The following is a 26,244-nucleotide window of genomic DNA, read 5'->3' as shown; positions in this document are numbered from 1 at the left end:
TCAAAATCGCACAGGTATGGAAAATAAGATGAATCATAGAAAGTCGAAGTCTGCTCTGGTAGATTTAGGCGTTCTTGTTTTTTTCGTTATTTTAAAACTGATTTTACCTTTCTTATTGGTCAATGCGGCTTATAGCTTACACCGTGATGAGTTTTTGCACTTAGATCAGGCCCATCATTTGGCCTGGGGATTTCAGTCTGTACCACCGGTAACTTCCATATTTGCGGTGATTATTAAATTATTGGGTAGTAGTGAGGCGGTAGTCCGTTTGGTATCAGCCGGCATCGGCGCGGCAACCCTGGTGTTTACCTGGAAAATTGTGGAAGCCTTAAAAGGCAATTTATACGCGAAAGCCTTGTCGGCCATTGCCTTAATTTGTTGTGCTATTGGGCGCTTAGACTTACTTTTTCAGCCTAATGCATTCGATATTTTATGCTGGACAGCTGTTTATTTCTTCCTGATCAGGTTTTTTGATACGAAAGAAAATAGATTTCTTTATTTCCTAGCCATTGCACTAGGGCTAGGGTTTTTAAACAAATACAGTATTGTGTTTTTGGCTGCGGGTTTAATTCCAGCTTTGCTGATCTCGAAGCAACGAGCGGTTTTCAGGAATAAACATCTTTATTTTGCGGCCTTGCTGGCCTTGTTCATCATGCTGCCTAACCTCATCTGGCAATACACGCACCATTTTCCGGTTGTTGGCCATATGAAAGAATTGGCTGCAACACAGTTGGATAAAATTAACCGGATCGATTTTCTGAAAGATCAGTTGCTCTACTACTTTAATGTTATTTTTATTGTTTTGACCGGAATTATCGCGTTACTGTTTTATAAACCTTTTGCAGCTTTCCGTTGGGTAATTTTTGGCTTTATAATTTCCCTAGCTTTGTTTACCTGGTTTAGGGCAAAAGGATATTATGCTGCTGGTTTGTACCCTGTTATTATTGCAGCAGGATGTGCATATTTTAGCCTTGTTCTTCATAAGGGTTGGAAAAAATATCTGAAAGTATTGATGATTGTTTTCCCCATTGCACTGTTTAGCATTACGATGAAATTTGCCTATCCGGTTTTAAGTCCGGAGCAGATTATAGCCAAACACGATAAATTTGCTAAAATAGGCATGCTGCGTTGGGAAGACGGTTTACAGCACGATTTGCCGCAGGATTTTGCCGATATGCAGGGCTGGAAAGAAATGGCTGCCTTAACTGATCTAGCCTATGCCAGGGTTAAAGATAAATCAGCTTTGCTGGTTCGGGCTGATAATTACGGAGAGGCTGGGGCCATCAATTACTACTCGAAGTTTAAAAATATCAACGCTGTAGCTTACAACGCCGATTATTTGTACTGGTTTAAAATGGATAAACCGATTAAACATTTAATTTTAATTAGAGAGCCAGGTGAAGAAGATCCTCAGCGTAAAAAAGAACAGCCGTTTTTTGGGAAGATTACCAAAATAGGCGAAGTAACTACGCCATATGCCAGAGAAAAAGGCGCAAGTGTCTTTTTACTCGAAGATGCCCATATCGATATTAACAGTAGAATCAATTCAGAAATAGAAGAAGAAAAACATGACCATTAACGAAGCACAGGAAACCGTAGACCGTTGGATTAAAACTACAGGCATCCGTTATTTTAACGAACTGACCAATACCGCCATTCTGATGGAAGAAGTTGGAGAAGTTGCCCGTATCATGGCCCGTAAATACGGCGAACAGTCGTTTAAAAAAAGCGATGAAGAGGTAAACCTTGCCGATGAAATGGCTGATGTAATGTTTGTTTTGATCTGTCTGGCTAATCAAACGGGCATAAACCTTACCGATGCTTTAGAGAAAAATCTGGAGAAAAAGAGCATCCGCGATGCAGACAGGCATAAAAATAACGAGAAGCTTAACCCCTAAATCCCCTAAAGGGGACTTTATATTTCTTGGGCTGTAAGCCCCCTCTAGGGGGTTGGGGGTACAAACTCCATCAAAGTTCTGTACGCCACAAAGCGGTTTTTGTATCTTTCGTTTAGTTCAGCCTGTAAAGCAGGTGCAAATACTTCCTGGTATTGATTATAGTTCTCTAATGTTTCAGCAACATATTGTGCGCAATAGGTTACGCCTTCATTCGGCGAATCTACCACCTTTAATAAACGGTTAGAAACAAACATTCCCGTAGCCATAACCTGTGGGATATGGATTTCCTGCATCCACTGTAACCATTCTTCAGCTGCTGCATCATCTAAGATGAGCGTAACATTATATAAAAACATGGCACAAAGGTAGATAATATATAAATGCTAAAAAATTGATGAAGATGGATTTTATTCTTTAAAGTGATGTGAATCGTTTAAATTTGCCAATTCCCATTGTTTTTAAGCATGATACGAAGTAATAGCTCTCAAAAAATAGATAACTCAACACGCAATTACATTTATACTGGTTACCTAACTGCAATTTTCGGCGGTATTCTAGGGCTGGTTATTGGTTGGGATTTAATGAAGAAAAAAAGAACACTAAGTACGGGTGAAAAGTGTTTTTCTTATTCACTAACTGATAGACAACACGGGGCAAGGATTTTGATTTTAGCCACGATTTGCTTCATTTTGTTGTTAACCTTAACTATTATTGCATTGGATGCCTAAGTCATCTGCCATTCAGAAATGATTACCATCACCAATTCATCTACTACTAAAGAGCTTGAAGGGATTCTCGAACTTCAAAAACAAAACCTTAAAAAAGACCTCACTCCTGAACACATAAAAGAACAGGGTTTTGTTACCGTTTCGCATTCGCTTGATGATTTAGCGAAAATGCATCAATATGAGCCCAACATTATTGCGAAAGATGGGGACTTAATTGCCGCTTATGTACTCGGAATGACCGAGCAATCTAAAAATGATATTCCCAGGCTGACCGAAATGTACGAAAGTTTCGATCATATTCAATATCAGGGTAAACCCGTTTCTGCTTATTCATACATTGTGGTAGGACAGGTTTGCGTTAGTCAGGCTTATCGTGGTAAAGGTTTATTCGATCAATGTTATCATGCTTATAAAGACTATTTTAAACCTAAATACGATTTCGCCATCACCGAAATTGCCAGTGTCAATTTACGCTCGATGAATGCACATAAACGTATCGGTTTCGAAGTAATTTATACCTATACAGATAGCAGTGAGGTGGAATGGAACGTAGTAGTTTGGGATTGGAAAGAATAGATTGGTTTGGCGTTTAGCGATAGGCGTTTGGCGTCAATTAACCAGTTACCAGTTACCAGTTTTCAGTTGGTAGTTTTCAGTTAACCGATTAAAAAAATTAACCGATTAACCATTAGGAATGAACTAATGACTAATGAATCATTGAACCAATTAAACTCCATCTCCGCGTAAGTTTCTAAACCTTTTTCTGGCTTCGGCACTAAACATGCTGCCCGGGTAATCGGTAATTAACTTCTGGAAATAAATTTTGGCCTGCGCGATGTCGTTTAATTTCTTTTCATAAAGATCACCCAAGGTAAAAAGGGCATCGTCTGTCCAGATACCATCTTTAAAATCCTCAGTTACTTTTTTCAGGATATCGGCGGCTTTTTGGAAATCGTTGGCTTTGATGAAAATTTTTGCTTTGCTCATCATTATCGCATCGGTCAAACTATTTTGTGGAAAGGCTATCGCAATACTATCCATTTTTTTAACGGCGCGTTCGGGCAGGTTCCTGAATAAAAGCATCTCGGCATCAGCATACATTTTTAGCGCATTACTATCTGCAGGGGTTTGAATATTATCGTTAATCAGTAAACTCAGGTTCAGGGCATCGTTTGCAATGAGTTGTGAGGTTGCAGCCTTTAAAACCAGGCATTGGCCATTGCTGTAGTCGAAATTACCCTGATAAAAGGAAAGTTTAGCACTCCTGAAACGTGCCTCATTTCCCACGGGTTGTCCTTCAAACTGTTTGCTCACCTGTTCGTATACCAAAAAAGCTTCCCAGGGCTGGTTGGTTAAAATATAAATGTCGCCTAAATCGAGTTTTAGCTGGCCTAAGTCCTGATCGCTAATGCCAGGCATTTTTATCGCTTCTTCCAGTTCTTTTTCTGCACTGCCAGGTTGATTTAAATAATAAGCCAGCAAATTTGCCAGTTTTTTTATCGCGAACAGGGTGTTCCTGTTTTTGCCGTTTTCGCCCAACAAGGCCTGATAATCTTTCGCTAATAAATCAAGATCAGCTACTGTATATTTCCCATTGGTACGCAGGTTATACTTCGTATTCAGCATTTCTATTTTCGAAGGAAGATAATACTGGTTATCCTTTCCTTTGGTTAGCAAGTAATCGTAGGCTTTAATTGCAGTTTCGTAGGCACCATTATCCACAAAGGTATAAATGGCATTAAATAAGGTGCCTCCATCAGCTTTGGTTCGTTTATCGTAGGCAATAAGCTGGCGCAGGGCCATGTCAAATTCCTGTTGCTGAATATAGTTCCAGGTAAGTAACTGGATATAAATTTCGGCATCGGGCTCTTTCTGCACTTTTTTTAAAATGGCCGCCTGAAAGGTTTGATAATCGTTTTTATCTTCAAAAATAGAAGCCAGTACTGCTTCAGCCTGCGGTAAAAGCTGCGGCATTGTTCCAAGCGCATCAAGATACTCCTGCATGAGCATGGGTTTATCCTTTTTAAAACGGTAGATGTTTAATAACTCAAAGGCAAATAGCTGATCGTTGCCCAACAGTTTCCGGCCCTGTTTAAAGGTTTGAACAGCAAACTCATAATTTTCAAAACGGTAAAAACTATTGGCTAAATTTCTGATCTTAAACTCATCTTTGGGAAGTTTGCTGATCACATCGCTGAAAATTTTATTTGAATTTTGCGTATCGCCTTTCTCCTGATAAAGTTTGCCTAATGCTATGGGATAAATATCGTTCTGCGGATTTTTTTTGATTTCCCGTTTAACCACTTTTTCTGCCACATCATAACGCTTCAGTTTTAACAATGTATTAAAGTAAATATCGAAATAGGCTTCGTTATTGGGAATGGCATAGAGTTTTTCCAGTAGCACAACTGCCTTTTCATAATCTCCATCCTGGTAGTATTGTATAGCCAGACTACTTTCATCAGGGGCAATCTGTTGGTTGGGACGAAAAATCTGTGCATTGGCCCCAAGCGATAGCAATAAGAATATGATGAAAAACAAGCGGTTCATAAACCCTAAATTATAAGTTTTAAATGTAACATTTTAATACATCTTTAGCTAAACCGCCAATTGATATTAAACGTATTTTAAATGTTACCTGTATTTTATTTTGTAGGTATTTTATAAATACTAAATTGAACCACGACTTATTATTGATTGCATAAGTAACATTGTTGGTGTAAATCGCGGTTAAGTTGTTGTGATACTTATTTTTGTCATCCCGTAAAGGATTTATTTATGCTAAAAAAGATTTTTCTATTGTTAATGGTTGCATTGATTTGGGCTTGTAAAGGCACGGACAATGATACTATTCCTGTGGACGATTTTTTTAAAACGCAGGATAAAGCCTATTATCGCATTTCTCCGGACGGGAAAAGTCTTTCTTATTTAAAACTCCATGATAAAAAACTTGATCTTTTTGTGGAAGATCTGGCCACTGGAAATAGTGTTCAGTTAACCCATTTGAATGGAAAGAATATCAGTTTTCATTTCTGGACCAGCAATAATGAGTTGATTTATTATACTGAAGACGAATCTAAAGAGCGTAAATCGGATATTTTCGTTATCAATAAAGATGGAAGTAAGCAGGTTCAGCTGAGTGCCAACGAGAAAAACAGGCTGAGGGTAATAGAAGATCAGTTAATTGATGATAAATATATTATTGTTGCATCCAACAAACGCGATTCGACTGTTTTCGATGTTTATCGCTTAAATGTTCGGAATGGCAAGATGGATATTGCGGCCAAAAACCCTGGTAATATTACCGAATGGATGACGGATAACAGAGGGGTATTGAAAATTGCAGTAGCGAGCGATGGGGTGAATGAAACCTTAATGTACCGCGAAAACGAAAATCAGGCCTTTGCTCCGGTAATTACCAATAATTTCGAAACCACTTTACAGCCAATTGCTTTTTCAGAAGACCAACCGAATATACTCTATGTTATTTCTAATGTAAATAGGGATAAGAATGCACTTGTGGCACTCGATTTAAAAAGCGGTAAAGAAAAACAGGTGCTTTTTGCAAATGATACCTTAAATGTAGTCGATGCCAAATACTCGCGACCACAAAAGAAAATGCTTTTTGTAACCTGCGAAACCTGGAAAAAAGAAAAATATTACCTTGACGACAGTACCAAAATTACCTATTCGAAAATAGACCGGCTTTTGCCAGGCACCGAATGGAAGATTATGGATAAAGATAAAATGGACAAGGTTTTTGTGGTAAGAACATTTACCGATAAAAATCCGGGCTCTTATTATCTATATACGGTTAGCGAGAATAAACTTAAAAAACTAACTGATATTAGCCCATCTATTAAACAGGGCGATATGAGTGCCATGAAACCCATCTGTTTTAAAAGTTCTGATCATTTAACCATTAACGGCTATTTAACCTTACCCAAAAATAAAAAGGCTGTTAATTTACCTGTTGTGGTTTTGCCACATAATGGCCCTGCAGGAAGAAACAGCTGGGGTTATAATGCAGAAGTTCAGTTCCTGGCTAACCGCGGTTATGCTGTTTTGCAGGTAAACTATCGTGGATCTACCGGTTATGGAAAATCTTTTTATGCGGCTGGTTTCAAGCAGTGGAGCGATAAAATCCAGGAAGATGTTAATGATGGCGTAAAATGGTTAATTGCCAAAAAAATTGCCAACCCTAAAAAAATCGCCATTTATGGCAATGGTTTTGGTGGTTATATCGCATTAAATTGTTTGTATAAAAATCCCGATCTTTATAAATGTGGTGGATCAAATTCAGGTGTAATCAATTTGTTTAGTTACCTGAAAACCATTCCGCCGTTTTTAAAAGCGAATCTGCAGATGTATTATGAAATTGTTGGCAATCCGGTAACCGATACCGATTATATGCGGTTTGCATCGCCTGTTTTTCATGCCGATCGCTTTAAATCGCCTGTTTTTATCGCACAAAATCCTAAAGATCCGCGTGTTAATGTAGCAGAAGGCGTTCAGTTTATTAAAGAACTGAAAAAACGAAATGTTCAGGTTACCTATATCGAAAAGGAAGAGGGACCAAACCCGATTGTCCGCCAGCAGAGTAGAACGGCTTTGTATAAAGCTTTGGAAGAATTTTTACAGGAAAATCTAGGTAAGAAATAGGGTATGGCCTTAGATAAAAAAAGTGGTTATCGTAAAAATTTCTCCCTCGGTGTAACCTTCATTGTACTCATTTCCATTCTTTTTATCCTATCGCTTTTTTTAGCGTTTAACTATAGCAAAAAATCGATTGAGAACGATTTTGTATCTGAAAAAGTCAATGTGCTCGAGCAAAGTATTAAACCTTACAACGATTTCTTTCAGAATAAAATGCCCGAAGTTTCTTATTACAGTGGCTTTTTAGATTCTTCTACAGCAGCGAAGTTTGTAGATACCGTGATGTTAAAATACCCTTTTATCTCGAAGGTTACTTTTTACGATACGGAGGTGAAAAATGTTCCTGTAAAAGATGGGATTAATGCAAACCACCTGGGCATTGGGCCGAAATCTATTTTCCAGTTTGGTAAAGGCGTAAAGCCTGATTCGGTAAAATTGTATTCCGAAGATGATACCAGATCTTTTAATGTAGGGAGCGATTTTAATGCAATAGCCATTAAACTGGCCACTTTTGTTGAGGATCTCGATACTGCATCGGTACCTACACAAGAAGAACTGTTTACCAATTTTTCTATCGTTAACTCGAACGAAAATAAAATCACCTACCTTAATATTCCCCGTCGCGAGGATTTAAGGATTTATAAGGATATGATCAGGCGCAAGCTTAACCCGGCTCCCGTTTATCCACAGGATGTAATGGTTTTTAAATTGGATGCGCATAAAATAAAGATCGTTAATACAAGACCTTTGTTGTACCAAACCATCAGGATTGAACCTTTAACTTACGATCCGATTGATACTTCTGATGAAAATATTACTACTGAAATAGCCTTGCCTGGTGCATTTTCTGATTTTAAGCTGTACCTCATTTCATCAAAATCTTACATCAAGAAAGAAATTTTTATTTACTTCATGCCAATTGCCCTGGTGCTCTTGCTGGTATATGGGGTGCTTTTATTGGTTGCTTTTTTAATTTACCGTAACCTGAACATCAATAGTAAAATGTTTAAGTTGCAGTACGATTTTGTGAATAACCTTACGCACGAGTTTAAAACGCCCGTCAGTGTGATCAAGATTGCAGGGAACAATATTAAAAGTGCTACTGCATTGAGCCAAAGGGAACAGCAGCTTTATGGCAAGATACTGGATGAAGAAGCCGATAAATTGAATGGTTTAATGAACAAATTACTGGCCTTTACGCAGATCGAAAATAAGGCGATTAAGCTGAACCAGGAAGAGGTTAATATTGTTGACTTTATAGAGAGCACCATCGAATCGCATACACTAAAGCATCCCGATTTTAAGATGACCTATGAGGTGGTGGGCTTTAAAACCTTTATTACCGATCCGGTATTATTGGGGAGTTTATTCGATAATCTGGCAGAGAATGCCTACAAATATTCGAAACCAGAACAGAAAAAATTACACATTAGTGCAAAGCTGATCAAAGGGGTACTGGTTTTCCGCTTTGCCGATAAAGGGATAGGTATCGCAGCGTCAGAATTAAACAATATATTTAAGAAGTTTTTCAGGATTCAGAATGAATATAACCAGATGGGCAGTGTAGGCCTGGGTTTGGCATTCTGCAAAGAACTGGTTAACTTTATGGAGGGAGAAATCTCGGTAAAAAGTAAAGTAGGAAGTGGTACCGAATTTAAAATTGTACTGCCTTATAATAGTTAAAATTGGAAAGTTAAAAGTTGGACTTAATCTTCAAACATTATAACGTTTCAACATTACAACCGTATAAAACACATACAAATGTCTAAAGAAGTAAAAATATTAATCGTAGAAGATGATGAAAATCTTCGCTTTCTTGTGGCCCACCGTTTAAAGGCTGAAGGTTATACTGTGCTTGAAGCAAATGATGGCGAAGCTGGTGAAAGAATGATTTTGGCCGATCAGCCTGATATTGTTTTATTGGATTGGATGATGCCGGGCAAACAGGGCGCCGAAGTTTGCGAGAATGTGCGCAAGCAGGGTTTCGAAAACCTTATTATTATGATGACTGCCAAAGCACAGGATGTAGATAAAATCGACGCTTATAACTTTGGTGCATCTGATTATATCACCAAACCATTTAACATGGATGTTTTAGTGGCGATGTTGGAGAGCAAGGTGAAATTTATCGTGAATAAAGATACCGCTGAAATTCACCGTTTTGGTAATATGGAACATCATCCGAACATCCACACATTGTTCAGGGATGGAAAGAAAATTGAGTTAACGATATTGGAAAACCGTATCCTGCTTTATTTCCTGCGTAACCCAGGTAAGGTAATCAACCGTGATGAATTAATGCTGGTGGTGTGGGGTTACAACTCTGATGTAAATACCCGTACGCTCGATATGCACATTGTGCGCTTACGCAAGAAGATAGAATTGAATCCCGATAATCCGCAGTTGTTACAAACCGTTAGGGGTGTAGGGTATCGCTTTAACGCGGGATAAATAATAGTCGTCATTTCGACCGCAGTGGAGAAATCTAATGAGTGATTCACTTAGTTATCTTTTATAGATTTCTCCATTTCTTTGCAATCAGTCGAAATGACGAATTTTAATATCTATGCCCGCTTTAAGGTAAATATTGTGATCTCCGGTAAAATGCCAACCCTGCCCGGATAACCTAAAAAGCCGTAGCCTACATTAACGTAAAGCTGTTGCTTTTGCTCCTGGTATAAACCTGCCCATTCTTTATAAATGTATTGCACCGGGCTCCATTGAAACTCTTTTAAACGAACGCCAAACTGCATGCCGTGGGTATGTCCACTGAACATGGCATCTATTTGCGGGTATTTTTTCAAAACCTCACCACGCCAGTGTGAAGGATCGTGACTCAGTAAAAGTTTAACGGGTAAATCATCCGTATTTCGAACCGCCTGCTCCATTTTTCCATATTTAGGGAAACGGCCCATTCCCCAGTTTTCGATCCCTAAAATCCCAATTTCTTCTCCGTCTACTTTTAACCTGCGGTTTTCGTTCATGAGCAGGTCGTAACCCATTATTTTATGCACATCAACCATATCTTTCAGGTTTTTTACCTTGGCAGGAGAAGATTCTTTGCCAAAATAATAATCACCGTAGTCGTGGTTGCCTAGTGATGAATATACACCGAGGGGTGCTTTTACTTTCGAAAATATATCCTGATAATCTCTCACTTCGTTGGTCAGATTGTTCACCAAATCGCCGGTAAAAAAGACAAAATCGGGTTTCTCGCCCAACAGCATTTCTACGCCGCCCTTTACGGCTGTTTTGTTATAAAAACTTCCGGAGTGAATATCAGAAACCTGTCCCATGGTAATCCCGTCAAAAGCCTTGGGTAAGTTAGGCAGGATTAAATTTACCCGTCGTACCTGATAATCGTATGCGCCGGAAATAATGCCCCAGCTCAGTGAAGTTAAGGGTACTGCCGCAGCCACCAATCCGGCTTTAACTAAAAATTCAGAACGTGAGATGGGTTCTGCCACAGTTGCCGTACTTTGTGCTGTTGAAACTTCACTTTTTCTGTTTCGTCTAAAAATTTTAATGAATAACCTGCGTAAATCATCCAATACCAGAAAAGGCAACATCGCCAGTTTACAGGCTACCGTTAAAAAGAAAGCCACCAAAATAATGGCCCTTAACGTAAGGAAAAGATTGAGGTAAATGCCACAGAAAACACCAATAATCAATAATGCGCTATATGTCCAGTAAACAATACCAAATATTTTTTTAGTAGTCGGTTTCCATTTTTTAAAAACAGCAATAATGGCCTTATAGCAATAAATATCAAATGCAATAATAAAAATGCAGGCGGCAATGATAAAAGGTAGTCTTCCCATTATGTTTAGGGTTTGTAAATAAAAAGCTTCGACAGATTCTTCCTAGAGAAAGAATTTGTCAAAGCTAATCAAATTAGAGAAATTCAATATTATCTGAAATCGTCTTCGTCCTCTTCTTCATCAAATTCGGCGTTAAATAAACTGCCAAACATATCAGCGAAACCGAAGCCGCCATTTAAAAAGTTTTTGCTCAGCTGCGAGTATTCGGCTAAACCATGTAGCACGAATTCCATTAACAATAAAGTTTGGTTTTCGCTTAATTTAGGATGAAACTTCTTGACCAGATCGTATAAGCCAGGCACCAGCATCAACGCTTTTTTATACTGTGCATTGGTTAAAGTATCGGTAACATCAACATTATTACCTTCGGTAAACCATTCGGTTACTTCGGTATAAGGGTTGGCCGTTTTGCTTTTTTTCGCTTTTTCAGGATCAGGGAAGTAACGAGCAAACAAAGTTTTAACCGCTTTGCCAATTAAGGTGGTGGCTACGTGGGCTGGTCCCTCCAGTTCACCTTCGTAAACCAGTTCAATTTTACCGGTTATTGCCGGGATAATTCCTGCCAGGTCAGATAATCGGATAAAAGTATTTTTCTCACCAGCAATCAGCATTCTTCTTTCGGCTGTGCTGATTAGATTCTCATAAGCCGAAATGGTTAATCTTGCCGATACACCCGATTTTTGATCAATATATTCGCTTTTACGCGCCTCGAAGGCAATCTGTTCAATCAGGTCTTTCACCAGGCCATCAGCTTCAATATTGGCTTTTTGATCCTCCGTTAGTTTTGCCTCCTGAAAAGTGATTTTACGAGAAATTTCGATGGTTTTAGGGTAGTGGGTTAAAATCTGACTTTCAATCCTATCTTTCAAAGGGGTAACAATGCTTCCACGGTTGGTATAATCTTCAGGGTTTGCGGTAAACACAAACTGGATATCCAGAGGCAAACGCAGTTTGAAACCGCGGATCTGGATATCTTTTTCTTGCAACATATTAAATAAGGCCACCTGGATACGTGCCTGTAAATCGGGCAGTTCATTAATCACGAAAATGCTGCGGTGTGCACGCGGAATTAAACCAAAGTGGATTACACGTTCGTCATTATAGGTTAATTTTAATGTAGCGGCTTTAATCGGGTCAACATCGCCAATTAAATCGGCAACAGTAACGTCGGGTGTGGCCAGTTTTTCGGTATATCTTTCGCTGCGGTGTAACCAGGCAATTTCGGTATCATCGCCTTTTATGGCAATTTCGTTTTTCGCATACCATGAAATTGGGTTCAATGGATCATCAAAAATCTCACTTCCGGCAACATATGGTACATATTCGTCCAATAGGTTTACCATTAAACGGGCAATACGTGTTTTTGCCTGCCCACGTAATCCCAATAATAAAATATTGTGGCGCGATAAAATGGCGGTTTGCAATTCAGGAATCACCGTTTCATCATAGCCAATAATGCCTTCAAATTCGGTTTTTTTATCGCGGAGCACTTTAATCAGATTTTCCCTAAGCTCTTCTTTTACAGATCTCGATTTATATCCTGTGGTTTTTAATTCGCCTAATGTGGTGTTTTGCATCTTTTTAAAATCGGTTTTAAGGTTTAGGGTTTAGGGTTGCAGCGCACAGCGTTCAACCATTAAATCTTCGCCTGTTTAAAATGTTTTCTTAGACTTGTTAGATAGGTATTTACGGCATTGGGTTTTGCCTTAAACCTTCCACCTTTTTGCCCTCTACCTTATTTAACTGTCTTACGTCTGTTTTTAATGTAATCTTCAAAAATGTATTCGCCCAAACCATTTAAGGAGCTATAAAAAGCCCTGCCGCCGTTAATTTCGGTAAACTGACGAACAAACTGTTGCAGATAAGGGTCTTTGGCAATCATAAATGTCGTAATCGGGATCTTCAGGCGCTTACATTGAGCTGCCATGTTTAAGGTTTTATTAATCACCTTCCTATCCAAACCCATACTGTTTTTATAATATTTGCCATTTTCTTTTAAGCAGGTTGGTTTTCCGTCGGTAATCATGAAAATCTGTTTATTATGCGTTTTCCTGCGACGGAGTAAATCTGCAGCCAGTTCTAAGCCTGCATAGGTATTGGTATGGTAAGGGCCAACCTGTAAATAAGGCAGGTCTTTCACGCTAATTGGCCAGGCATCATTTCCGAAAACCACAATGTCTAAAGTATCTTTGGGATATTTCGTTTTAATCAGCTCGGCCAAAGCCATGGCTACTTTTTTGGCAGGCGTAATCCGGTCTTCGCCATATAAAATCATGGAGTGCGAAATATCAATCATCAATACGGTAGAAGTTAAGGTTTTAAAATCCTTTTCCTCTACTTCCAGATCGCGGTCGGTTAAAGTGAAATCGCCAATACCATGGTTAATTTGTGCATTGTGAATAGAGGCAGTCATATCAATCTGATCCAAACTATCCCCAAAACTATATTCGCGTCTATCGGCATTTTTCTCTTCACCAACACCTGATTGATTACTGTTGTGATTTCCCCGGCCTGATTTTTTGAGTTTCCCGAAAATTTCATCCAGTGCCGATTTGCGGATTGTCTGCTCGGTTTTAGCCGTAATTTTAAACTCGCCAGATTGATTGTCTTCTGTCAGATAACCCTTGTCTTTCAGCTCGTCGATAAAATTGCCAATACCATATTCGTTATTGGTTAGTTTATATTGCTTGTCGAGTTCGTTCAACCAGCTTAAAGCCTCTGCGGCATCTCCGGCCGTATAATTCAGCAGTTCGCTAAATAATTTCAGCAACTCATCAAACCCTCCCTTTGGCGCATCGCCCGGCTTATAATCAGAAAAACGAAAACCTCTCATGTGCTTGTATTAACGATTTATCGAAGATAAAAGTTTCGCTTTGCATTAATTTAAGCGCGGTGTCATTTTTGGAGACAAGCAGAAAGGCAAAAGAGACCTTATAGGTTTCAAAAACCTATAAGGTCCTATAGCGCCATATGATAAATCTTTTTATTGTACTCAGGATTCGCGCCAGCTTGCGAGGCTACAAAGGCGCCAACTTTGCAGGCATTATCTAATGTAGTTTCCATTGGGTAGCCTTGCAAATAGCAAGCAATAAACGTAGCTAAAAAGGCATCGCCAGCACCAACTGTATCGGCTACCTGTACTTTATAGCCTGCATGTTTAAACAGTTTGCCGTCTTTTAAAACACAGGCACCTTTATCGCCAAGTGTAAGGCAGATGATTTCAATATTAAACTGACTGGAAAGCTGCTTTAAAAGTTGTTCGTCTGTATTACCGCTCAAGCCAAAAGATTCTTTCACCCATAAAATTTCATCTTCATTTATTTTTAAGATATCTGCTTTAGTCAGAAGCTCAGCAATTAATTCCCTGGTATAAAACGGAGCGCGGAGGTTGATGTCGAATATTTTAGTTTTGGCATTTTCTAAAAGTGCCAGAATGGCTTTTTTAGATTGTTCCGATCTACAAGTTAAGCTGCAATATACCAAAGCATCTGCCTGTTTAACAGCAGCAATATTTTCGTCGGTAATTTTGATATCATCCCATGCCACGGGTTGTTTAATGGTATAAGTAGCCTGATGGTTTTCGTCAAGCTGTACCACCACCGTACTGGTTGGCAATTCGGTGTTTACCTGAATCAAATCAGTTGCAAAATGATTGCTGGCTAAAAAATTAAATAATTCCTTGCCATTTTCATCATCGCCAACGGCACTAATAAAACTACTCTCTATACTTTGTTTATGTAAATTAAGGGCAACATTCATGCTCGAGCCGCCTGCTTTTTTACCCTCTGGGAAAACATCCCAGAGTATTTCGCCAATTGTGATTACTTTATTTTGCATAGAAGATTTATAGATGTGTAAATAAAGAATTTTTACGCATGGAACAAAATAATTTGTTTCATATCTTTAATTTTTACCTCAACTCAGATAACATGAAAAGAATACTTGTAATTGCATTGTTTTTAGCTTCTTTTAGCGCTTTTGCGCAAAATGCGAAAGATAAACAGGCCATACTTAATTTACTCGAAAAGCAACGTACAGATTGGAACAAAGGTGATGTTGAAGCCTTTATGCAAGGTTATGAAAAATCAGACAGTTTACTTTTTGTAGGTAAAAGCGGACCAACTTATGGCTGGCAAAAAACGCTGGATAATTATAAAAAAGGCTATCCGGATAAATCGGCGATGGGATTTTTGGTGTTTGGCATTAAAAAGGTCGATTTTTTAAAACCTGATTTGGCTTTTGTATTGGGCAGTTGGAATGTTAAACGCGAAAAGGATGAACTTAAAGGATATTTTACCTTGTTAATTAAAAAAATTAAGGGCGAATGGAAAGTAGTTGCTGATCATAGCAGCTAATATAAACGGGTTCTCATTCCTAGCTTGATTGGGAATCATAGTACAATAAGCTTATAGAATTGTCATCCTGAGCTTGTCGAAGGATCTGCCAAACCTGTATAAGGCGTTTCAACAGGCTCAACGTGACAATTCTAATGAAACTAGATTTATAATACAGCCTCTAGAATAAATTTAATGGCGATAAAATCGCCCTTCTCATGCATCCCGATTGGAAATCGGGACGATTATTTATTCCCCCAACTTAAAATCTTTGTAATAATAATCCTTATCCGCATCTGTTAACTGGCGAATTACCCGACACGGGTTTCCTGCTGCAAAAACATTATCCGGAATATCTCTGGTTACCACACTACCTGATCCGATGACTACGTTTGAGCCAATGGTAACACCCGGATTAATCACCACGTTTCCACCAATCCAAACGCTGTTGCCAATGGTAACTTCCTGCGCCCATTCATATTCCTGATCGCGTAAATGTGCATGTATCGGGTGGCCAGCGGTATAAATGGCTACGTTCGGCGCAATAAAAACACTATTGCCGATGCGTACCTTAGCGCAATCCAGAATCACCAGGTTAAAATTTGCGTAAAAGTTATCGCCGATTTCTATATTGTAACCATAGTCGCATCTAAATGGCGGCTCTACATAAAACATCCTTTCTGTTTTTCCGAATAACCTTTTTAATAATTCTTTCCGTTGTTTGATAAATTTCGGTGCCAGGTTATTAAATTCAAAAACAATTTCACGTGCTTTTAATCTTTCTTTTGATAGTTCTTCACCGCCAGCCTGATAAGCTTTGCCAGCCAGCATTTTTTCTTTTTCGCTAAGTATGTTCGTATCCATTTTGGTATCTGATCTTTTTAAATTATGCTAATCTTAAGCATTCAGAAAGCAATAATAACAAAAACGGGGCTATCGTAACCGATGCCCCGCTGTATTTTACTTTTTCAATACTTTTTTATGGTCTGCCTTTAGCTAAAGCCCTTTCAGCAATTTTAACTGCTTTTTTCTCTCTCCAGTGGGCATATTTTTCTTTGAAAGTCATTTTGATTAAACTGTCAATGGCGCCATGGGTAAATAAACTCCAAACACTCGCTACTTTTCGGGTAATCGATTGATCCCAGGCCCTTAAACTTAAAGAGAACGAGCCATCCAGATATTTCATCCAGTGCCACATTCCGGTAGGCATAAATAAAGTATCACCATGTTCTAAGAAAACCTCGTAACCTTCTACACCATTCAGTGCCGGGAATTTTTCGAAATCAGGGTTGGCCACATCGTAATCTTCTAATGCATAAGTTGCATTTGGTAAGCAATACAGCCTGTCTTTCCATTTATTATCGAAAAGAACAATGTGTTTTCTGCCGCCAAAATGCGTATGGAAAATATGTGGTAAATCGATATCGTAATGTAAAAAGGTTACCGAGTTAGAACCGCCAAAAAACATAGCAGGCATACTTTCGATAAAACCACCCATTAAATCTTTAGGGATTTTTACATCGTTGATTAAACTAGGTACTTTTTTAAACAGGTTAAAAAAGAATATACGCAGTTCCGTTGGCTCACGTTTAATCAGGTCAAGGTAATCACCAAATTTCATGTGTGCTGTAGCCGCATTAATCGGTTTTGATGGATCTGCTTTAGAGTTGTCGTAAAGCGGAACTTCAAGCTCACCACCAATTTCTTTTAAATATTCAGTCGTCCATTTTTCTCTGGCAGGCCAGTCTTTAGTTAGGCCCCTGATTACTAACGGACGTTTAGTTTTCAGATAATTTTTCTTAAAATCTTCGGGAGTGATGCTCTCAACGATATCAACAGGTTTTAAAATGAAACTCATGCGCTTAAAATCGGTTATTTGTGCCGAACAACAAATGTGTAAATTTTATTTTACAAAATTGATGTTAACAGGTAAATGTGACTAAAATCACGTAATCTAAAATTAGTAAATACTTAACAATTTAATAAAATTACGCCTCAACTTTATTTTGAACAATTTCGGCATAGGCAGCGTCCCAAAGGTCGATCCTTTTCTGTAAGGCTTGTTTTGTGGTTTCTTCTGCCTCCGCCCAAAAGGCTTCATCTTTGTCACAAAGCTTTTCTGTCATCGAGAGCGCCAAATGGCTATGGTGATCGCCATCTACTTCGATATGGCGCTCTAAATAGTATTTAAAGATCGAAACTTTATCAGCCTGGGTACTGTTCAGGTCGTTTACCATACTGAAAAACATATTTGGAATTAAATCCTCGCGACCAAAAGTAAAACTTGCTGCCTGTAAGTGTGTTTTTCCACTATTAATGGTTTCGAATGTCGCCTTAACAAAATCTTTTGCTGTAGCAGGTACCTCAGCAATTTCGAAAGCCTCATTAAAGCTTTTTCCGTTTTTTAGTTCCTGTAAAAAGATATTGATGGGTTTTGTATTGGCACCACATTGATCCATGGCATCCAGGTAGAGTTCAAAGTGGCTCTTAATCGCTCCGTAGGCATCCACATCCGATTCTTCACCTGCAACTATTTCATTAATCAGTTGACGGGTAACCGGATCGCCCACCGGGAACCAAGGTAGGGTAGTGCAGGTTAAATTAATTTGTAAAGCTTTAAGTAGCGACATAAAATCCCACACGGCAAAAATGTGGTGTTCCATAAAAATCCGGAGATCTTCTATTTCACTAATGGCCGAATAAACTTTATGGTTAATAATTTCCTGCCTAAGCGGCTCTATTCTTTCCTGGATTTTTATAATGTTAGGATGCATGTTTGAATTTTGTGTTGGGAGTTAAGGGTTTGGCGTCCAAACCTCATCATCCTATTTAATCGTTGTCTTTATTCTTTCGCTTATTTTGGTAAATTCTTTTCCAGTGCCCTGCTCGCTCTTTTAACGGCAAGTTCCTCTTTCCATTGCATGTACTTTTCGCGGTAGTTTGCTTTCATAAAGTCGTCAAATTTACGCTGTAAAGTTAAGTTATACAAGCTTTTTGCTTTTACGGCCCAGCTTTTATCCCATGCCCTTAAACTAATAGAAAAAGATCCGTCAAGGTATTTCATCCAGTGCCAGTAACCGGTTGGCATAAACAAGGTATCGCCATGTTCTAAAAACGCTTCAACACCCTGAACACCTTTTAATGCAGGGAATTTATCAAAATCGGGATTTTCTACATCGTAATCTTCCAGGGCATAAGTGGCGTATGGAATCTGATATAAACGTTCTTTCCATTTGTAATCGAATAAGATGACATGTTTTCGCCCATTAAAGTGTGTGTGGAAAATGTGCGCTAAATCGATATCATAGTGCAAAAAGGTTACCGAACCTTTACCGCCAAAGAACATATTGGGATAGCTATCTAAAAAACCACCCATCAAATCTTTTGGGGCGATATAATCTTCGAGTAGTTTTGGCGCAAACTTTATGGGATCGAACAAAAAGATGCGGAGATCGGTCGGTGTTTCTTTAATCAGATCTATATAATCGCCAAATTTCATTTCGGCAGCAGATGCATTTATAGGTTTAGAAGGGTCGGCTTTAGCACTGTCGTAAAGTGGAACAGTTTTATCGCCAACCACCGCTTTCATGTATTCCATCGTCCATTTCTGGTATGCAGGCCACTTTTTGGCCATATTTTTTATAACCAAAGGTTTACGTGGTTTAAGGTAGTTCAGCTCGAAATCTGATTTAGATATGTCTTCAACTACATCTATCGGAGATAAATTGAATTTCATGTTAAAAAACTATTAATACAGCAAAATTAAATAGTTAAAAAACACTAAACATTACAAATGGAAAAACTTGAAAAAAAACTGACAATTCATCAAAAAAAGTCAGAAAGTATATTGGTGATAAATAAAAAACGCCCCTACGTTTAAGAAAGGACGTTAGTTTTATAATCACACGGGACGTATGTTTTTAATAAGGATATCTTCCAGTGTTGTGTATATATGTACGATGAAAAAATAACGACGGATTTTAAAAGATGATTTTTTATAAAAGCAAAAACGCCCTGGCCAAAGCCAGGGCGTTTTATACTGATTAATTTATACTGATTAAAAGGATATATCAATTTTATTTTGGCATTAAAACGGTATCCACTACGTGGATCACACCATTTTTTTGATAAACATCTGCAATGGTTACCGTACTCATTCCACCTTTTTCATCTTTTAAAACTAATTTTTTACCTTCCATCCAGGCCCAAAGTTTGCCACCTTGTACGGTTGTAAGTTCAGCTTTGCCACCACCAGCTTTAATGGCTTTTGCAATGGCTTTGCTGTCCATTTTGCCGGCAACAACATGGTAAGTTAAAATCGTAGTTAAGGTTGCTTTGTTTTCTGGTTTAACCAGATTGTCTACCGTTCCGGCAGGAAGTTTATCAAATGCAGCGTTTGTTGGTGCAAAAACAGTAAACGGACCAGCACTTTTTAAAGTTTCAACTAAACCTGCTGCTTTTACTGCTGCTACCAGTGTGGTATGGTCTTTTGAGTTTACAGCATTATCTACAATGTCTTTAGTGGGATACATGGCTGCACCGCCAACCATTGGATTTTTTTGAGCGTAAACTTGTGTGGTAAATGCCATGGTAACTACAGCAAATACGGTTAAGATTAAATTTTTCATTATTTCTAATTTTTAAGTTTCTGTTATTTGATTCCATTTACGACAGTGTACAGATACTTGGTTTTTAGAAATAAAATTTATTGTTTAATGTATTGATTATTAATTGATTAATTTTTGTTTTTTGATTTTGAAAAGGTACTGCAGTGGTTCTTCGGAAATTACATTCCCGCTTTTTGCTACTTTCGATGAAGAATCGAAACCGCTTCAATCGGGTTTATTTTACAGGGGGGCTCTTGCCAAGACTCACGATTTGACAGATCCACAAGCCATCAGGAAATCGCTGGTCACGCTTAACGCTCACCGCAAAACGCCAGTCTAATTCACCTTCGCGGTTCTTACCTTTTTAGAAAAAATCTTCGGAAAAAAGCGTTTTAATAACACGGCTCTGGTTTCTTTTCCACCAATATAAACCTCTTCTTTTTTGTTGCTAACAGCCAATACAATTTGTTTGGCACATTCGGCAGGTGTCATGGCATTTTCATGTGCATCACCCATTATATTAAGTGGGTTGCCATCTCCGGTAAGTGCATTGTAGGTAACATTTGTTTTGATAAAGCCCGGACAGATGATGGTGATATCGATATTTTTGTCGTAAACTTCCGATCGGAGCGAATCGAAATAACCATGTAACGCATGTTTTGATGCGGCATAGCTAGAGCGGAATTTCGTGCCGAATTTCCCAACAAGGCTACTGATGATAACCAGTTGTCCGCCACCATTGCTTATCATCGAGGGCAAAACCGCTTTGCTCAAAACAACCGTTCCCCAGAAGTTGGTGTCCATAATTTGCTGTTCGGTTTGCAGGTTGGTTTCGAGTGCTAAACTCCGTTGACTTACGCCACCGCTGTTGATCAGTAAATCTATTTTTCCAAAAATGCGGATGGCATCGGCCGCTTTGTTTTCGAGTGTAGCCGTTTCGCTCAAATCGAATGGGAGAACATGTACATTAAAAGAGTTTTGGCAGTTTCCTTTTACACGGAACAACTCATCGCGATTTCTCCCTGAGATAATCAGTTTGTTACCCCCTTTGAAATATTCATATACCAGGGCCTCGCCAATACCTGATGATGCGCCTGTAATCCATACAATTTTTGACATAATTTTTTAATTAAATACTGAATGATTGGGTTTTGAATCAGTGAATGTTGTTTTTAAATCCTTCATGTTCTAATTCAATCATTTTCAATTCACTCATTCGTCTCCTACAATAAACAATTCTGAAGCAATATGATCGGCAAATAATTTTCCGTTCTGACTTAAACAAATTTTATCTCCGTCAATCACCAGCCAATCTTTATCCTCAAAATTTTTAAGGTTATGTTTTGTTTCTGCTAAAAAGTCTTTCCCGAAATCGGTATTTATTTTTTGTAAATCAGTTCCCCACATGGTTCTTAACGAAGTCATGATGTATTCGTTAAATCTATCGTTTAAACTCAATTCTTCAACAATTTCAGGGAGCTTGTTGTGACCTAAGGTTTCCATGTACAAGGCATTATTGGCAGGATTCATATAACGGTTTTGGCCGTTAAAGCCGTGTGCCGATGGGCCGACACCAATGTAATCTATTCCCTTCCAGTAATTGGTGTTATGCACGGCATAATGATCTGGTTTGGCAAAATTCGAAATTTCATAGTGTTCAAATCCGGCATCGACCAGTTTATCCATCAAAATTACAAACTGAGCAGCACTTTGGTTATCGCTTACTGGTGTCTGTTTTTTGTTTTTGATGGCGTGGGCTAAAGCTGTACGGGGTTCTACCGTTAGCGCGTAGGCCGAAATATGTGGCACCTCCAGCTCAATTGCTTTCTGGATATTGTTCAGCCATTTTTGGTCTGTAAGCAAAGGATAACCATAAATTAAATCGAGGCTTAGGTTTTCAAAACCGGCATCCTGACTTCTTCTGATGCAGTCTTCAGCTTCCTTTGCCTGGTGCGCCCTGTTCATCCAGGTCAGATCTTCATCGTAGAAAGATTGAATACCCACACTAAAGCGGTTAACGGGTAATTGTTTCAGTTCTTTTAATTTCTGCGCTGTTAAATCATCCGGATTGGTTTCGATCGTAATTTCTGCATTTGAATCGACTGAAAAGGTATGGTTAATCGTATCGAAAATCTTTTGTAATGCTGCCTGAGACAGGATAGAAGGTGTTCCTCCGCCCAGATAAATACTCCCCACCTGTCCGCTAATCCGATCTTTTTTCATTTTAATCTCTTTGCAGATCGCATCAACCATTTCATCAGCATATTTTAGAGAAGTGCTAAAATGAAAATCGCAATAGTGACAGGCCTTTTTGCAGAAAGGAATATGAATATAGATACCAGACATTGCTGCAAAGATAGTGAAGTTAGGTTTTCTTTATTGTCATAATATTGAGTTAAGTAGATTGAATGGACGCATAAACTTTAGAACAATAAAAAAGTAAAGCTATATATTTACTTTCTTGTTGTTTTTGTAAAGTCATAGCTTTACTCAAGGAGGCTTCATTGAAATTACTTCCGCATTTCTTTGCTGCTGTAAGTTTTTATATATCTTTTTCCATCTTTATCTCCATCCCAAACATTTGTAACAGCTGAAATTTTATGCGGTAGCTCTTTCTGTTTAATAATCAGGATTTTTGAGATTCTTCTAAAGGTTTTGTTCCATCGTCTTTTATCTAACTTTTCTGAAGTTGCAGTTGTTATTCCGAATATTGGCATTTTCTTCTTTGAATTGGACATTATTAAAATTAAATACCGTACTGTTTTTCCATTATTGCTAAAGTTATTAATTAATCAACTTATTTTCTTTAGGTAAACAATGATTATTCAGCTACTTTTGCATCCTTAAGTTTTGATTTACAGCATGCCGAAATTCATTTTCATTTTGTTCGCGTTTTTATGTTCTGCCCATTTTGGAGCAGCACAAGAAATTCCTGTTCAAACAGATAGCGTAACGGTAAATCAGTACCAGTATAGAAGATATCGTCCCGATTCGGCAACACTGGCCAGGCAGAAATTTTCAACCGATTCGCTTGTTCGTCATACCTGGGTGCTGCCAGATAGTTTAATCAATAAAGGGGCACTGCTCGATACCATCGAAAAGGAATACCTTTTTCCTAAACTCGATTTACTGGCCTGGCAGAAGAAATACCAGCACTTAAAGAAAAAGGCAAATCCTTATCAATTGGGAACAAAAATTCCAAAAGGTAATGTTGGTTTGCTTGGATTTATTTTTGGTATGCTCATTATTTTTGCGATTCTAAAAAATGCTTTTTCTAAACAATTATCGGCCATTGTGCAATCGTTTTTTAGTAACCGGATTCTAAACAATATCAATAAAGAAGATAACCTGTTTAGCTCGTGGCCGTTTTTGTTACTGTTTGTGCAGTTTGGTTTCGTTTTTGGGATGTTCTTTTTTCTGGTTGCCCAGTGGAATGACATGTATCAGGCTAAAGACGGATTTAAGTTTTTCTTTAGTATATCGATTACTATCATTGTTTTTTATGCCCTTAAACTGGTTCTTTTGCGCTTTTTGGGTTACCTATTTAATGTGCAGAAGCCAGTGGGCGAATACATCTCCATTTTGTACCTCAGTTACTTCAATGCATCTCTACTGTTTATCCCTTTAGTTGTTGCTTTTGCCCTATCACCACTTAAATACGGTGCGGTTTATATCGTGTTGGCATTCTTGCTGTTAGGCATTATTTTTGCTTTTCAACTATTACGGGCAGGTATAACGATACTTTCTAATAATAAGTTTTCTAGAATGCATTTATTTTTGTACTTTTGCGCCCTCGAAATATGTCCTATCCTAATACTAATTAAAACGATAGGACTGTAGCAGGAAAAAGGAAAATGCAAGAAAAGAACGACTCTAGAATCCGCAAAGTAAAAAGTATTTTGGTTACTTTACCAAAACCTGAAACAGAAAAATCTCCTTACTACGATTTGGCCAAAAAACACAACTTAAAAGTTGATTTTAGGTCCTTTATTCACGTTGAAGGTGTACCCGCAAGAGACTTTAGAAAGGATAAAATTAACCTGGCCGATTTTACAGCGGTAATTTTTACCAGCCGTAATGCAGCCGATCATTTTTTCAGAATCTGTGAAGAAATGCGTTATGAAGTGCCGGCAGAATTGAAATATTTCTGTCTTTCTGAGACCATTGCTTTGTATCTACAGAAGTACATTCAATATCGTAAGCGCAAAATCTTTTTTGGTAAACAAACTGCAGCAGATTTAGCAGAGGTACTAAAAAAGCATGCCAACGAGAAGTTTTTATACCCTTGCTCTGATATGGCTACCGAAGACACGATGAAGTTTTTGGAAAAAAGCGGGTATAATTTTACCCCTGCTGTTTTGTTTAAAACAGTGGTGAGCGATTTATCTGATTTAGCCGAAGTGTTCTATGATGTTATTGCGTTTTTTAGTCCCTCAAGTATTCAGTCGTTGTTTAAAAATTTCCCCGATTTTAAACAGAATAATACCCGGATTGCTGCTTTTGGAACCAACACAAGTAAGGCTTGTACCGATATGGATCTGATCGTGGATATTGCTGCGCCAACCCCGGGCGTTCCATCTATGACGATGGCTATTGAAAATTACATCAAAATATCTAATAAATAATACGATTAATAATTTATTTTAAGTCAATACAATAAATGCGTAACTTTACTGTTAATAAGAGAGTTACGCATTTTATTGAACAAAATATAAGGTTGTTGGAAAAAAGTTAATCTAACTTTAATTGCCTTTGAGTGATGATTTAACGTAAAATATTTGCTTTTGTTGATAATTTCAGTGATTTTTGATAAAATTGCTCCTAATCGTGCTGTGCACACTATAAAAAATATGAAGAAAATCTACCTTCTAGCTATTGTAGGTATAACTGTAATGCTAGCAAGCTGTGGTCATGGTGGCCCAGGCGAGCTGGTTGGTGCTTATAACCGAAAATTCAAAAACGATAGAATCCCACTAGGAATGGTTTACGTGCCACCAGGGCATACGCCACTGGGAGGTTCGGATGAAGATATCACTTTCTCTCAGAATGGGCCAAGTAAAATGGTAACCATTAGTGCGTTCTTTATGGACCAAACGGAGATTTCCAATGCTGAATATCGCCAGTTTACCAACTGGGTACGCGATTCGATTGCCATTGCAATGATGGGCAACCCTCAACAATTTATGATTACCCCAAGAGGAAATGCCGCAGCTGCTGTTGGTGGGGAGAGATATATTGACTGGAAAAAAGTTGGGCCAAACGGAGCCAACATTTGGCGTAATAAAGGTAGGGGCGCAGCGGCTGCTCAGGTGAGCCAATTAGATGGGATGTATTATTCAGGTTTAGATGCGCTTCCTGGAAAAAAGGAATTAGATGTTCGTAAATTCGAATATTCTTATGCCGAATTAAATATGGAGAAAGCCGCTATCGGACATAAAGATCCAAACAGTAAACGCCAGGATTATATCGATCGTTATACCGTTGCCATTTATCCGGATACAATGGTTTGGAAAACAGATTATTCTTATTCACAAAACGATCCGATGGTGCGTGGCTATTATAATCACCCTTCTTATGATGATTATCCTGTAGTAGGTGTAAGCTGGGAGCAGGCAAAAGCATTCTCTCACTGGAGAACCAGGTTATATGATGGTGTTGCTACAGCAAGAAAATTACCTGTAGGATCTAGATCAGATTACAGATTACCAGCTGAAACGGAATTTGAATATGCAGCAAGAGGTGGTAATACCAAAACCAAATACCCTTGGGGTGGTCCTTATATCAGAAATACAAAAGGATGTTTACAAGCTAACTTTAAACCAGGCCGTGGCGATTATTCGAGCGATGGTGGTATTTATACGGTAGGTGTTAGATCGTATTTTCCGAATGATTATGGTTTGTACAACATGGCTGGTAATGTTTCAGAATGGACATTAACCGCTTATAATAAAGGTGCAAGCCCGTTATTACACGATTTGAACCCGAATTTTACTTATGATGCTGGTGCAACCGACAGCAAATACAAAAAACGTAAAGTCGTAAAAGGCGGTTCGTGGAAAGACACCGGTTATTTTCTGCAAAACGCCGTAGCAACATACGAATATCAGGATACACAAAGATCATATATTGGTTTCAGATGCGTTTCATCTTACCCTGGTACCGACTTAAGACATTAAACCAAACAAACTAAAAACTAAAGA

The 26,244-nt window shown here is 38.4% G+C and carries 24 protein-coding genes; 10 read left to right on the top strand and 14 right to left on the bottom strand.

Features of this window, described 5'->3' with window-relative positions:
• Positions 1 to 16 precede the first annotated feature (16 nt).
• Together AC04QZ_RS21740 and AC04QZ_RS21735 are read left to right on the top strand one after the other, a co-directional pair.
• Entirely contained in the window at positions 17 to 1,579 is a 1,563-nt protein-coding gene (locus AC04QZ_RS21740) for a glycosyltransferase family 39 protein (protein ID WP_478359453.1), read from the top strand.
• Complete coding sequence (locus AC04QZ_RS21735; protein ID WP_025143974.1) at positions 1,569 to 1,898, top strand: nucleotide pyrophosphohydrolase; 330 nt, start codon at positions 1,569 to 1,571, stop codon at positions 1,896 to 1,898. The genes AC04QZ_RS21740 and AC04QZ_RS21735 overlap by 11 nt, the downstream gene beginning before the upstream one ends.
• Before the next feature lie 44 nt (positions 1,899 to 1,942).
• On the opposite strand, the gene AC04QZ_RS21730 is transcribed toward AC04QZ_RS21735, so the two are convergent.
• Positions 1,943 to 2,254, bottom strand: coding sequence for a DUF4286 family protein (locus AC04QZ_RS21730; protein ID WP_478359452.1), 312 nt, complete (start codon positions 2,252 to 2,254; stop codon positions 1,943 to 1,945).
• Positions 2,255 to 2,644: 390 nt separating this feature from the next.
• Between AC04QZ_RS21730 and AC04QZ_RS21725 the strand changes: the two genes are divergently transcribed.
• Positions 2,645 to 3,202, top strand: coding sequence for a GNAT family N-acetyltransferase (locus AC04QZ_RS21725; RefSeq protein WP_478359451.1), 558 nt, complete (start codon positions 2,645 to 2,647; stop codon positions 3,200 to 3,202).
• A 150-nt stretch (positions 3,203 to 3,352) separates the two neighbouring features.
• Here the strand turns inward: AC04QZ_RS21725 and AC04QZ_RS21720 are convergent, their stop codons facing one another.
• Positions 3,353 to 5,176, bottom strand: coding sequence for a tetratricopeptide repeat protein (locus AC04QZ_RS21720; RefSeq protein WP_478359450.1), 1,824 nt, complete (start codon positions 5,174 to 5,176; stop codon positions 3,353 to 3,355).
• Between the two features lie 228 nt (positions 5,177 to 5,404).
• On the opposite strand from AC04QZ_RS21720, the gene AC04QZ_RS21715 reads away from it, so the two are divergent.
• The 3 genes from AC04QZ_RS21715 (at position 5,405) to AC04QZ_RS21705 (ending at position 9,733) form a co-directional block, all read left to right on the top strand.
• Entirely contained in the window at positions 5,405 to 7,288 is a 1,884-nt protein-coding gene (locus AC04QZ_RS21715) for a S9 family peptidase (protein ID WP_086547962.1), read from the top strand.
• 3 nt (positions 7,289 to 7,291) lie between these two features.
• Positions 7,292 to 8,965 (top strand): sensor histidine kinase, encoded by a 1,674-nt coding sequence (locus tag AC04QZ_RS21710; protein WP_086547961.1) that lies wholly within the window; start codon positions 7,292 to 7,294, stop codon positions 8,963 to 8,965.
• Between the two features lie 78 nt (positions 8,966 to 9,043).
• Positions 9,044 to 9,733 carry a response regulator transcription factor gene (locus AC04QZ_RS21705; protein ID WP_086547960.1) on the top strand — a complete coding sequence of 230 codons (690 nt, stop codon included), beginning with the start codon at positions 9,044 to 9,046 and terminating at the stop codon, positions 9,731 to 9,733.
• A gap of 113 nt (positions 9,734 to 9,846) precedes the next feature.
• Here AC04QZ_RS21705 and AC04QZ_RS21700 read toward each other — a convergent pair whose 3' ends face one another.
• The 4 genes from AC04QZ_RS21700 to AC04QZ_RS21685 all read right to left on the bottom strand — a co-directional run bounded on the left by AC04QZ_RS21700 (position 9,847) and on the right by AC04QZ_RS21685 (position 14,940).
• On the bottom strand, positions 9,847 to 11,103 hold the full coding sequence (locus AC04QZ_RS21700) for a metallophosphoesterase (protein ID WP_478359449.1): 1,257 nt from the start codon (positions 11,101 to 11,103) through the stop codon (positions 9,847 to 9,849).
• 89 nt (positions 11,104 to 11,192) lie between these two features.
• On the bottom strand, positions 11,193 to 12,680 hold the full coding sequence (locus tag AC04QZ_RS21695) for a P-loop NTPase family protein (protein ID WP_478359448.1): 1,488 nt from the start codon (positions 12,678 to 12,680) through the stop codon (positions 11,193 to 11,195).
• 158 nt (positions 12,681 to 12,838) lie between these two features.
• Positions 12,839 to 13,936 (bottom strand): vWA domain-containing protein, encoded by a 1,098-nt coding sequence (locus tag AC04QZ_RS21690; protein ID WP_478359447.1) that lies wholly within the window; start codon positions 13,934 to 13,936, stop codon positions 12,839 to 12,841.
• Positions 13,937 to 14,061: 125 nt separating this feature from the next.
• Positions 14,062 to 14,940 (bottom strand): carbohydrate kinase family protein, encoded by an 879-nt coding sequence (locus AC04QZ_RS21685; protein WP_478359446.1) that lies wholly within the window; start codon positions 14,938 to 14,940, stop codon positions 14,062 to 14,064.
• A gap of 92 nt (positions 14,941 to 15,032) precedes the next feature.
• Here AC04QZ_RS21685 and AC04QZ_RS21680 point away from each other — a divergent pair, with 92 nt between their 5' ends.
• Positions 15,033 to 15,458 (top strand): YybH family protein, encoded by a 426-nt coding sequence (locus tag AC04QZ_RS21680; RefSeq protein ID WP_478359445.1) that lies wholly within the window; start codon positions 15,033 to 15,035, stop codon positions 15,456 to 15,458.
• A 228-nt stretch (positions 15,459 to 15,686) separates the two neighbouring features.
• On the opposite strand, the gene AC04QZ_RS21675 is transcribed toward AC04QZ_RS21680, so the two are convergent.
• The 8 genes from AC04QZ_RS21675 to AC04QZ_RS21640 form a co-directional block, all read right to left on the bottom strand.
• Complete coding sequence (locus AC04QZ_RS21675; protein ID WP_478359444.1) at positions 15,687 to 16,301, bottom strand: sugar O-acetyltransferase; 615 nt, start codon at positions 16,299 to 16,301, stop codon at positions 15,687 to 15,689.
• A gap of 115 nt (positions 16,302 to 16,416) precedes the next feature.
• Positions 16,417 to 17,295, bottom strand: a complete 879-nt coding sequence (locus AC04QZ_RS21670; protein ID WP_029274179.1) for a cupin-like domain-containing protein — start codon at positions 17,293 to 17,295, stop codon at positions 16,417 to 16,419.
• A 130-nt stretch (positions 17,296 to 17,425) separates the two neighbouring features.
• Positions 17,426 to 18,211, bottom strand: coding sequence for a DUF3050 domain-containing protein (locus tag AC04QZ_RS21665; RefSeq protein WP_478359443.1), 786 nt, complete (start codon positions 18,209 to 18,211; stop codon positions 17,426 to 17,428).
• 80 nt (positions 18,212 to 18,291) lie between these two features.
• Complete coding sequence (locus AC04QZ_RS21660; RefSeq protein ID WP_478359442.1) at positions 18,292 to 19,173, bottom strand: cupin-like domain-containing protein; 882 nt, start codon at positions 19,171 to 19,173, stop codon at positions 18,292 to 18,294.
• 340 nt (positions 19,174 to 19,513) lie between these two features.
• Positions 19,514 to 20,065 carry a fasciclin domain-containing protein gene (locus AC04QZ_RS21655; protein WP_478359441.1) on the bottom strand — a complete coding sequence of 184 codons (552 nt, stop codon included), beginning with the start codon at positions 20,063 to 20,065 and terminating at the stop codon, positions 19,514 to 19,516.
• A gap of 315 nt (positions 20,066 to 20,380) precedes the next feature.
• Positions 20,381 to 21,163 carry an SDR family oxidoreductase gene (locus tag AC04QZ_RS21650; protein WP_478359440.1) on the bottom strand — a complete coding sequence of 261 codons (783 nt, stop codon included), beginning with the start codon at positions 21,161 to 21,163 and terminating at the stop codon, positions 20,381 to 20,383.
• A 93-nt stretch (positions 21,164 to 21,256) separates the two neighbouring features.
• The gene (gene hemW, locus AC04QZ_RS21645; RefSeq protein ID WP_478359439.1) at positions 21,257 to 22,390 is read right to left on the bottom strand and encodes a radical SAM family heme chaperone HemW; all 1,134 of its coding nucleotides are present in this window, start codon (positions 22,388 to 22,390) and stop codon (positions 21,257 to 21,259) included.
• 164 nt (positions 22,391 to 22,554) lie between these two features.
• Entirely contained in the window at positions 22,555 to 22,782 is a 228-nt protein-coding gene (locus tag AC04QZ_RS21640) for a hypothetical protein (RefSeq protein ID WP_478359438.1), read from the bottom strand.
• A gap of 124 nt (positions 22,783 to 22,906) precedes the next feature.
• Here AC04QZ_RS21640 and AC04QZ_RS21635 point away from each other — a divergent pair, with 124 nt between their 5' ends.
• The 3 genes from AC04QZ_RS21635 (at position 22,907) to porK (ending at position 26,220) form a co-directional block, all read left to right on the top strand.
• Positions 22,907 to 23,884, top strand: a complete 978-nt coding sequence (locus AC04QZ_RS21635; RefSeq protein ID WP_478359437.1) for a DUF4271 domain-containing protein — start codon at positions 22,907 to 22,909, stop codon at positions 23,882 to 23,884.
• A gap of 14 nt (positions 23,885 to 23,898) precedes the next feature.
• Positions 23,899 to 24,669, top strand: a complete 771-nt coding sequence (locus AC04QZ_RS21630) for a uroporphyrinogen-III synthase (protein ID WP_086547947.1) — start codon at positions 23,899 to 23,901, stop codon at positions 24,667 to 24,669.
• 225 nt (positions 24,670 to 24,894) lie between these two features.
• Positions 24,895 to 26,220, top strand: a complete 1,326-nt coding sequence (gene porK / locus AC04QZ_RS21625) for a T9SS ring complex lipoprotein PorK/GldK (RefSeq protein WP_478359436.1) — start codon at positions 24,895 to 24,897, stop codon at positions 26,218 to 26,220.
• The last annotated feature ends 24 nt before the right edge of the window (positions 26,221 to 26,244 follow it).

The sequence above is a fragment of the Pedobacter folensis genome, assembly GCF_056490665.1.
Note: the sequence above shows the minus strand (reverse complement) of the source record. Positions and strands in the feature narration are given on the sequence as shown.

Coding starts and splice junctions, on each gene's coding strand:
- AC04QZ_RS21665 (WP_478359443.1), bottom strand. CDS start 18,211: ATGCATCCTAACATTATAAAAATCCAGGAAAGAATAGAGCCGCTTAGG.
- AC04QZ_RS21700 (WP_478359449.1), bottom strand. CDS start 11,103: ATGGGAAGACTACCTTTTATCATTGCCGCCTGCATTTTTATTATTGCA.
- AC04QZ_RS21670 (WP_029274179.1), bottom strand. CDS start 17,295: ATGAGTTTCATTTTAAAACCTGTTGATATCGTTGAGAGCATCACTCCC.
- AC04QZ_RS21725 (WP_478359451.1), top strand. CDS start 2,645: ATGATTACCATCACCAATTCATCTACTACTAAAGAGCTTGAAGGGATT.
- AC04QZ_RS21675 (WP_478359444.1), bottom strand. CDS start 16,301: ATGGATACGAACATACTTAGCGAAAAAGAAAAAATGCTGGCTGGCAAA.
- AC04QZ_RS21635 (WP_478359437.1), top strand. CDS start 22,907: ATGCCGAAATTCATTTTCATTTTGTTCGCGTTTTTATGTTCTGCCCAT.
- AC04QZ_RS21720 (WP_478359450.1), bottom strand. CDS start 5,176: ATGAACCGCTTGTTTTTCATCATATTCTTATTGCTATCGCTTGGGGCC.
- AC04QZ_RS21630 (WP_086547947.1), top strand. CDS start 23,899: ATGCAAGAAAAGAACGACTCTAGAATCCGCAAAGTAAAAAGTATTTTG.
- AC04QZ_RS21705 (WP_086547960.1), top strand. CDS start 9,044: ATGTCTAAAGAAGTAAAAATATTAATCGTAGAAGATGATGAAAATCTT.
- AC04QZ_RS21710 (WP_086547961.1), top strand. CDS start 7,292: ATGGCCTTAGATAAAAAAAGTGGTTATCGTAAAAATTTCTCCCTCGGT.
- AC04QZ_RS21690 (WP_478359447.1), bottom strand. CDS start 13,936: ATGAGAGGTTTTCGTTTTTCTGATTATAAGCCGGGCGATGCGCCAAAG.
- AC04QZ_RS21680 (WP_478359445.1), top strand. CDS start 15,033: ATGAAAAGAATACTTGTAATTGCATTGTTTTTAGCTTCTTTTAGCGCT.
- AC04QZ_RS21735 (WP_025143974.1), top strand. CDS start 1,569: ATGACCATTAACGAAGCACAGGAAACCGTAGACCGTTGGATTAAAACT.
- AC04QZ_RS21715 (WP_086547962.1), top strand. CDS start 5,405: ATGCTAAAAAAGATTTTTCTATTGTTAATGGTTGCATTGATTTGGGCT.
- porK (WP_478359436.1), top strand. CDS start 24,895: ATGAAGAAAATCTACCTTCTAGCTATTGTAGGTATAACTGTAATGCTA.
- AC04QZ_RS21730 (WP_478359452.1), bottom strand. CDS start 2,254: ATGTTTTTATATAATGTTACGCTCATCTTAGATGATGCAGCAGCTGAA.
- AC04QZ_RS21660 (WP_478359442.1), bottom strand. CDS start 19,173: ATGAAATTCAATTTATCTCCGATAGATGTAGTTGAAGACATATCTAAA.
- AC04QZ_RS21695 (WP_478359448.1), bottom strand. CDS start 12,680: ATGCAAAACACCACATTAGGCGAATTAAAAACCACAGGATATAAATCG.
- AC04QZ_RS21655 (WP_478359441.1), bottom strand. CDS start 20,065: ATGAAAAATTTAATCTTAACCGTATTTGCTGTAGTTACCATGGCATTT.
- hemW (WP_478359439.1), bottom strand. CDS start 22,390: ATGTCTGGTATCTATATTCATATTCCTTTCTGCAAAAAGGCCTGTCAC.
- AC04QZ_RS21640 (WP_478359438.1), bottom strand. CDS start 22,782: ATGTCCAATTCAAAGAAGAAAATGCCAATATTCGGAATAACAACTGCA.
- AC04QZ_RS21650 (WP_478359440.1), bottom strand. CDS start 21,163: ATGTCAAAAATTGTATGGATTACAGGCGCATCATCAGGTATTGGCGAG.
- AC04QZ_RS21740 (WP_478359453.1), top strand. CDS start 17: ATGGAAAATAAGATGAATCATAGAAAGTCGAAGTCTGCTCTGGTAGAT.
- AC04QZ_RS21685 (WP_478359446.1), bottom strand. CDS start 14,940: ATGCAAAATAAAGTAATCACAATTGGCGAAATACTCTGGGATGTTTTC.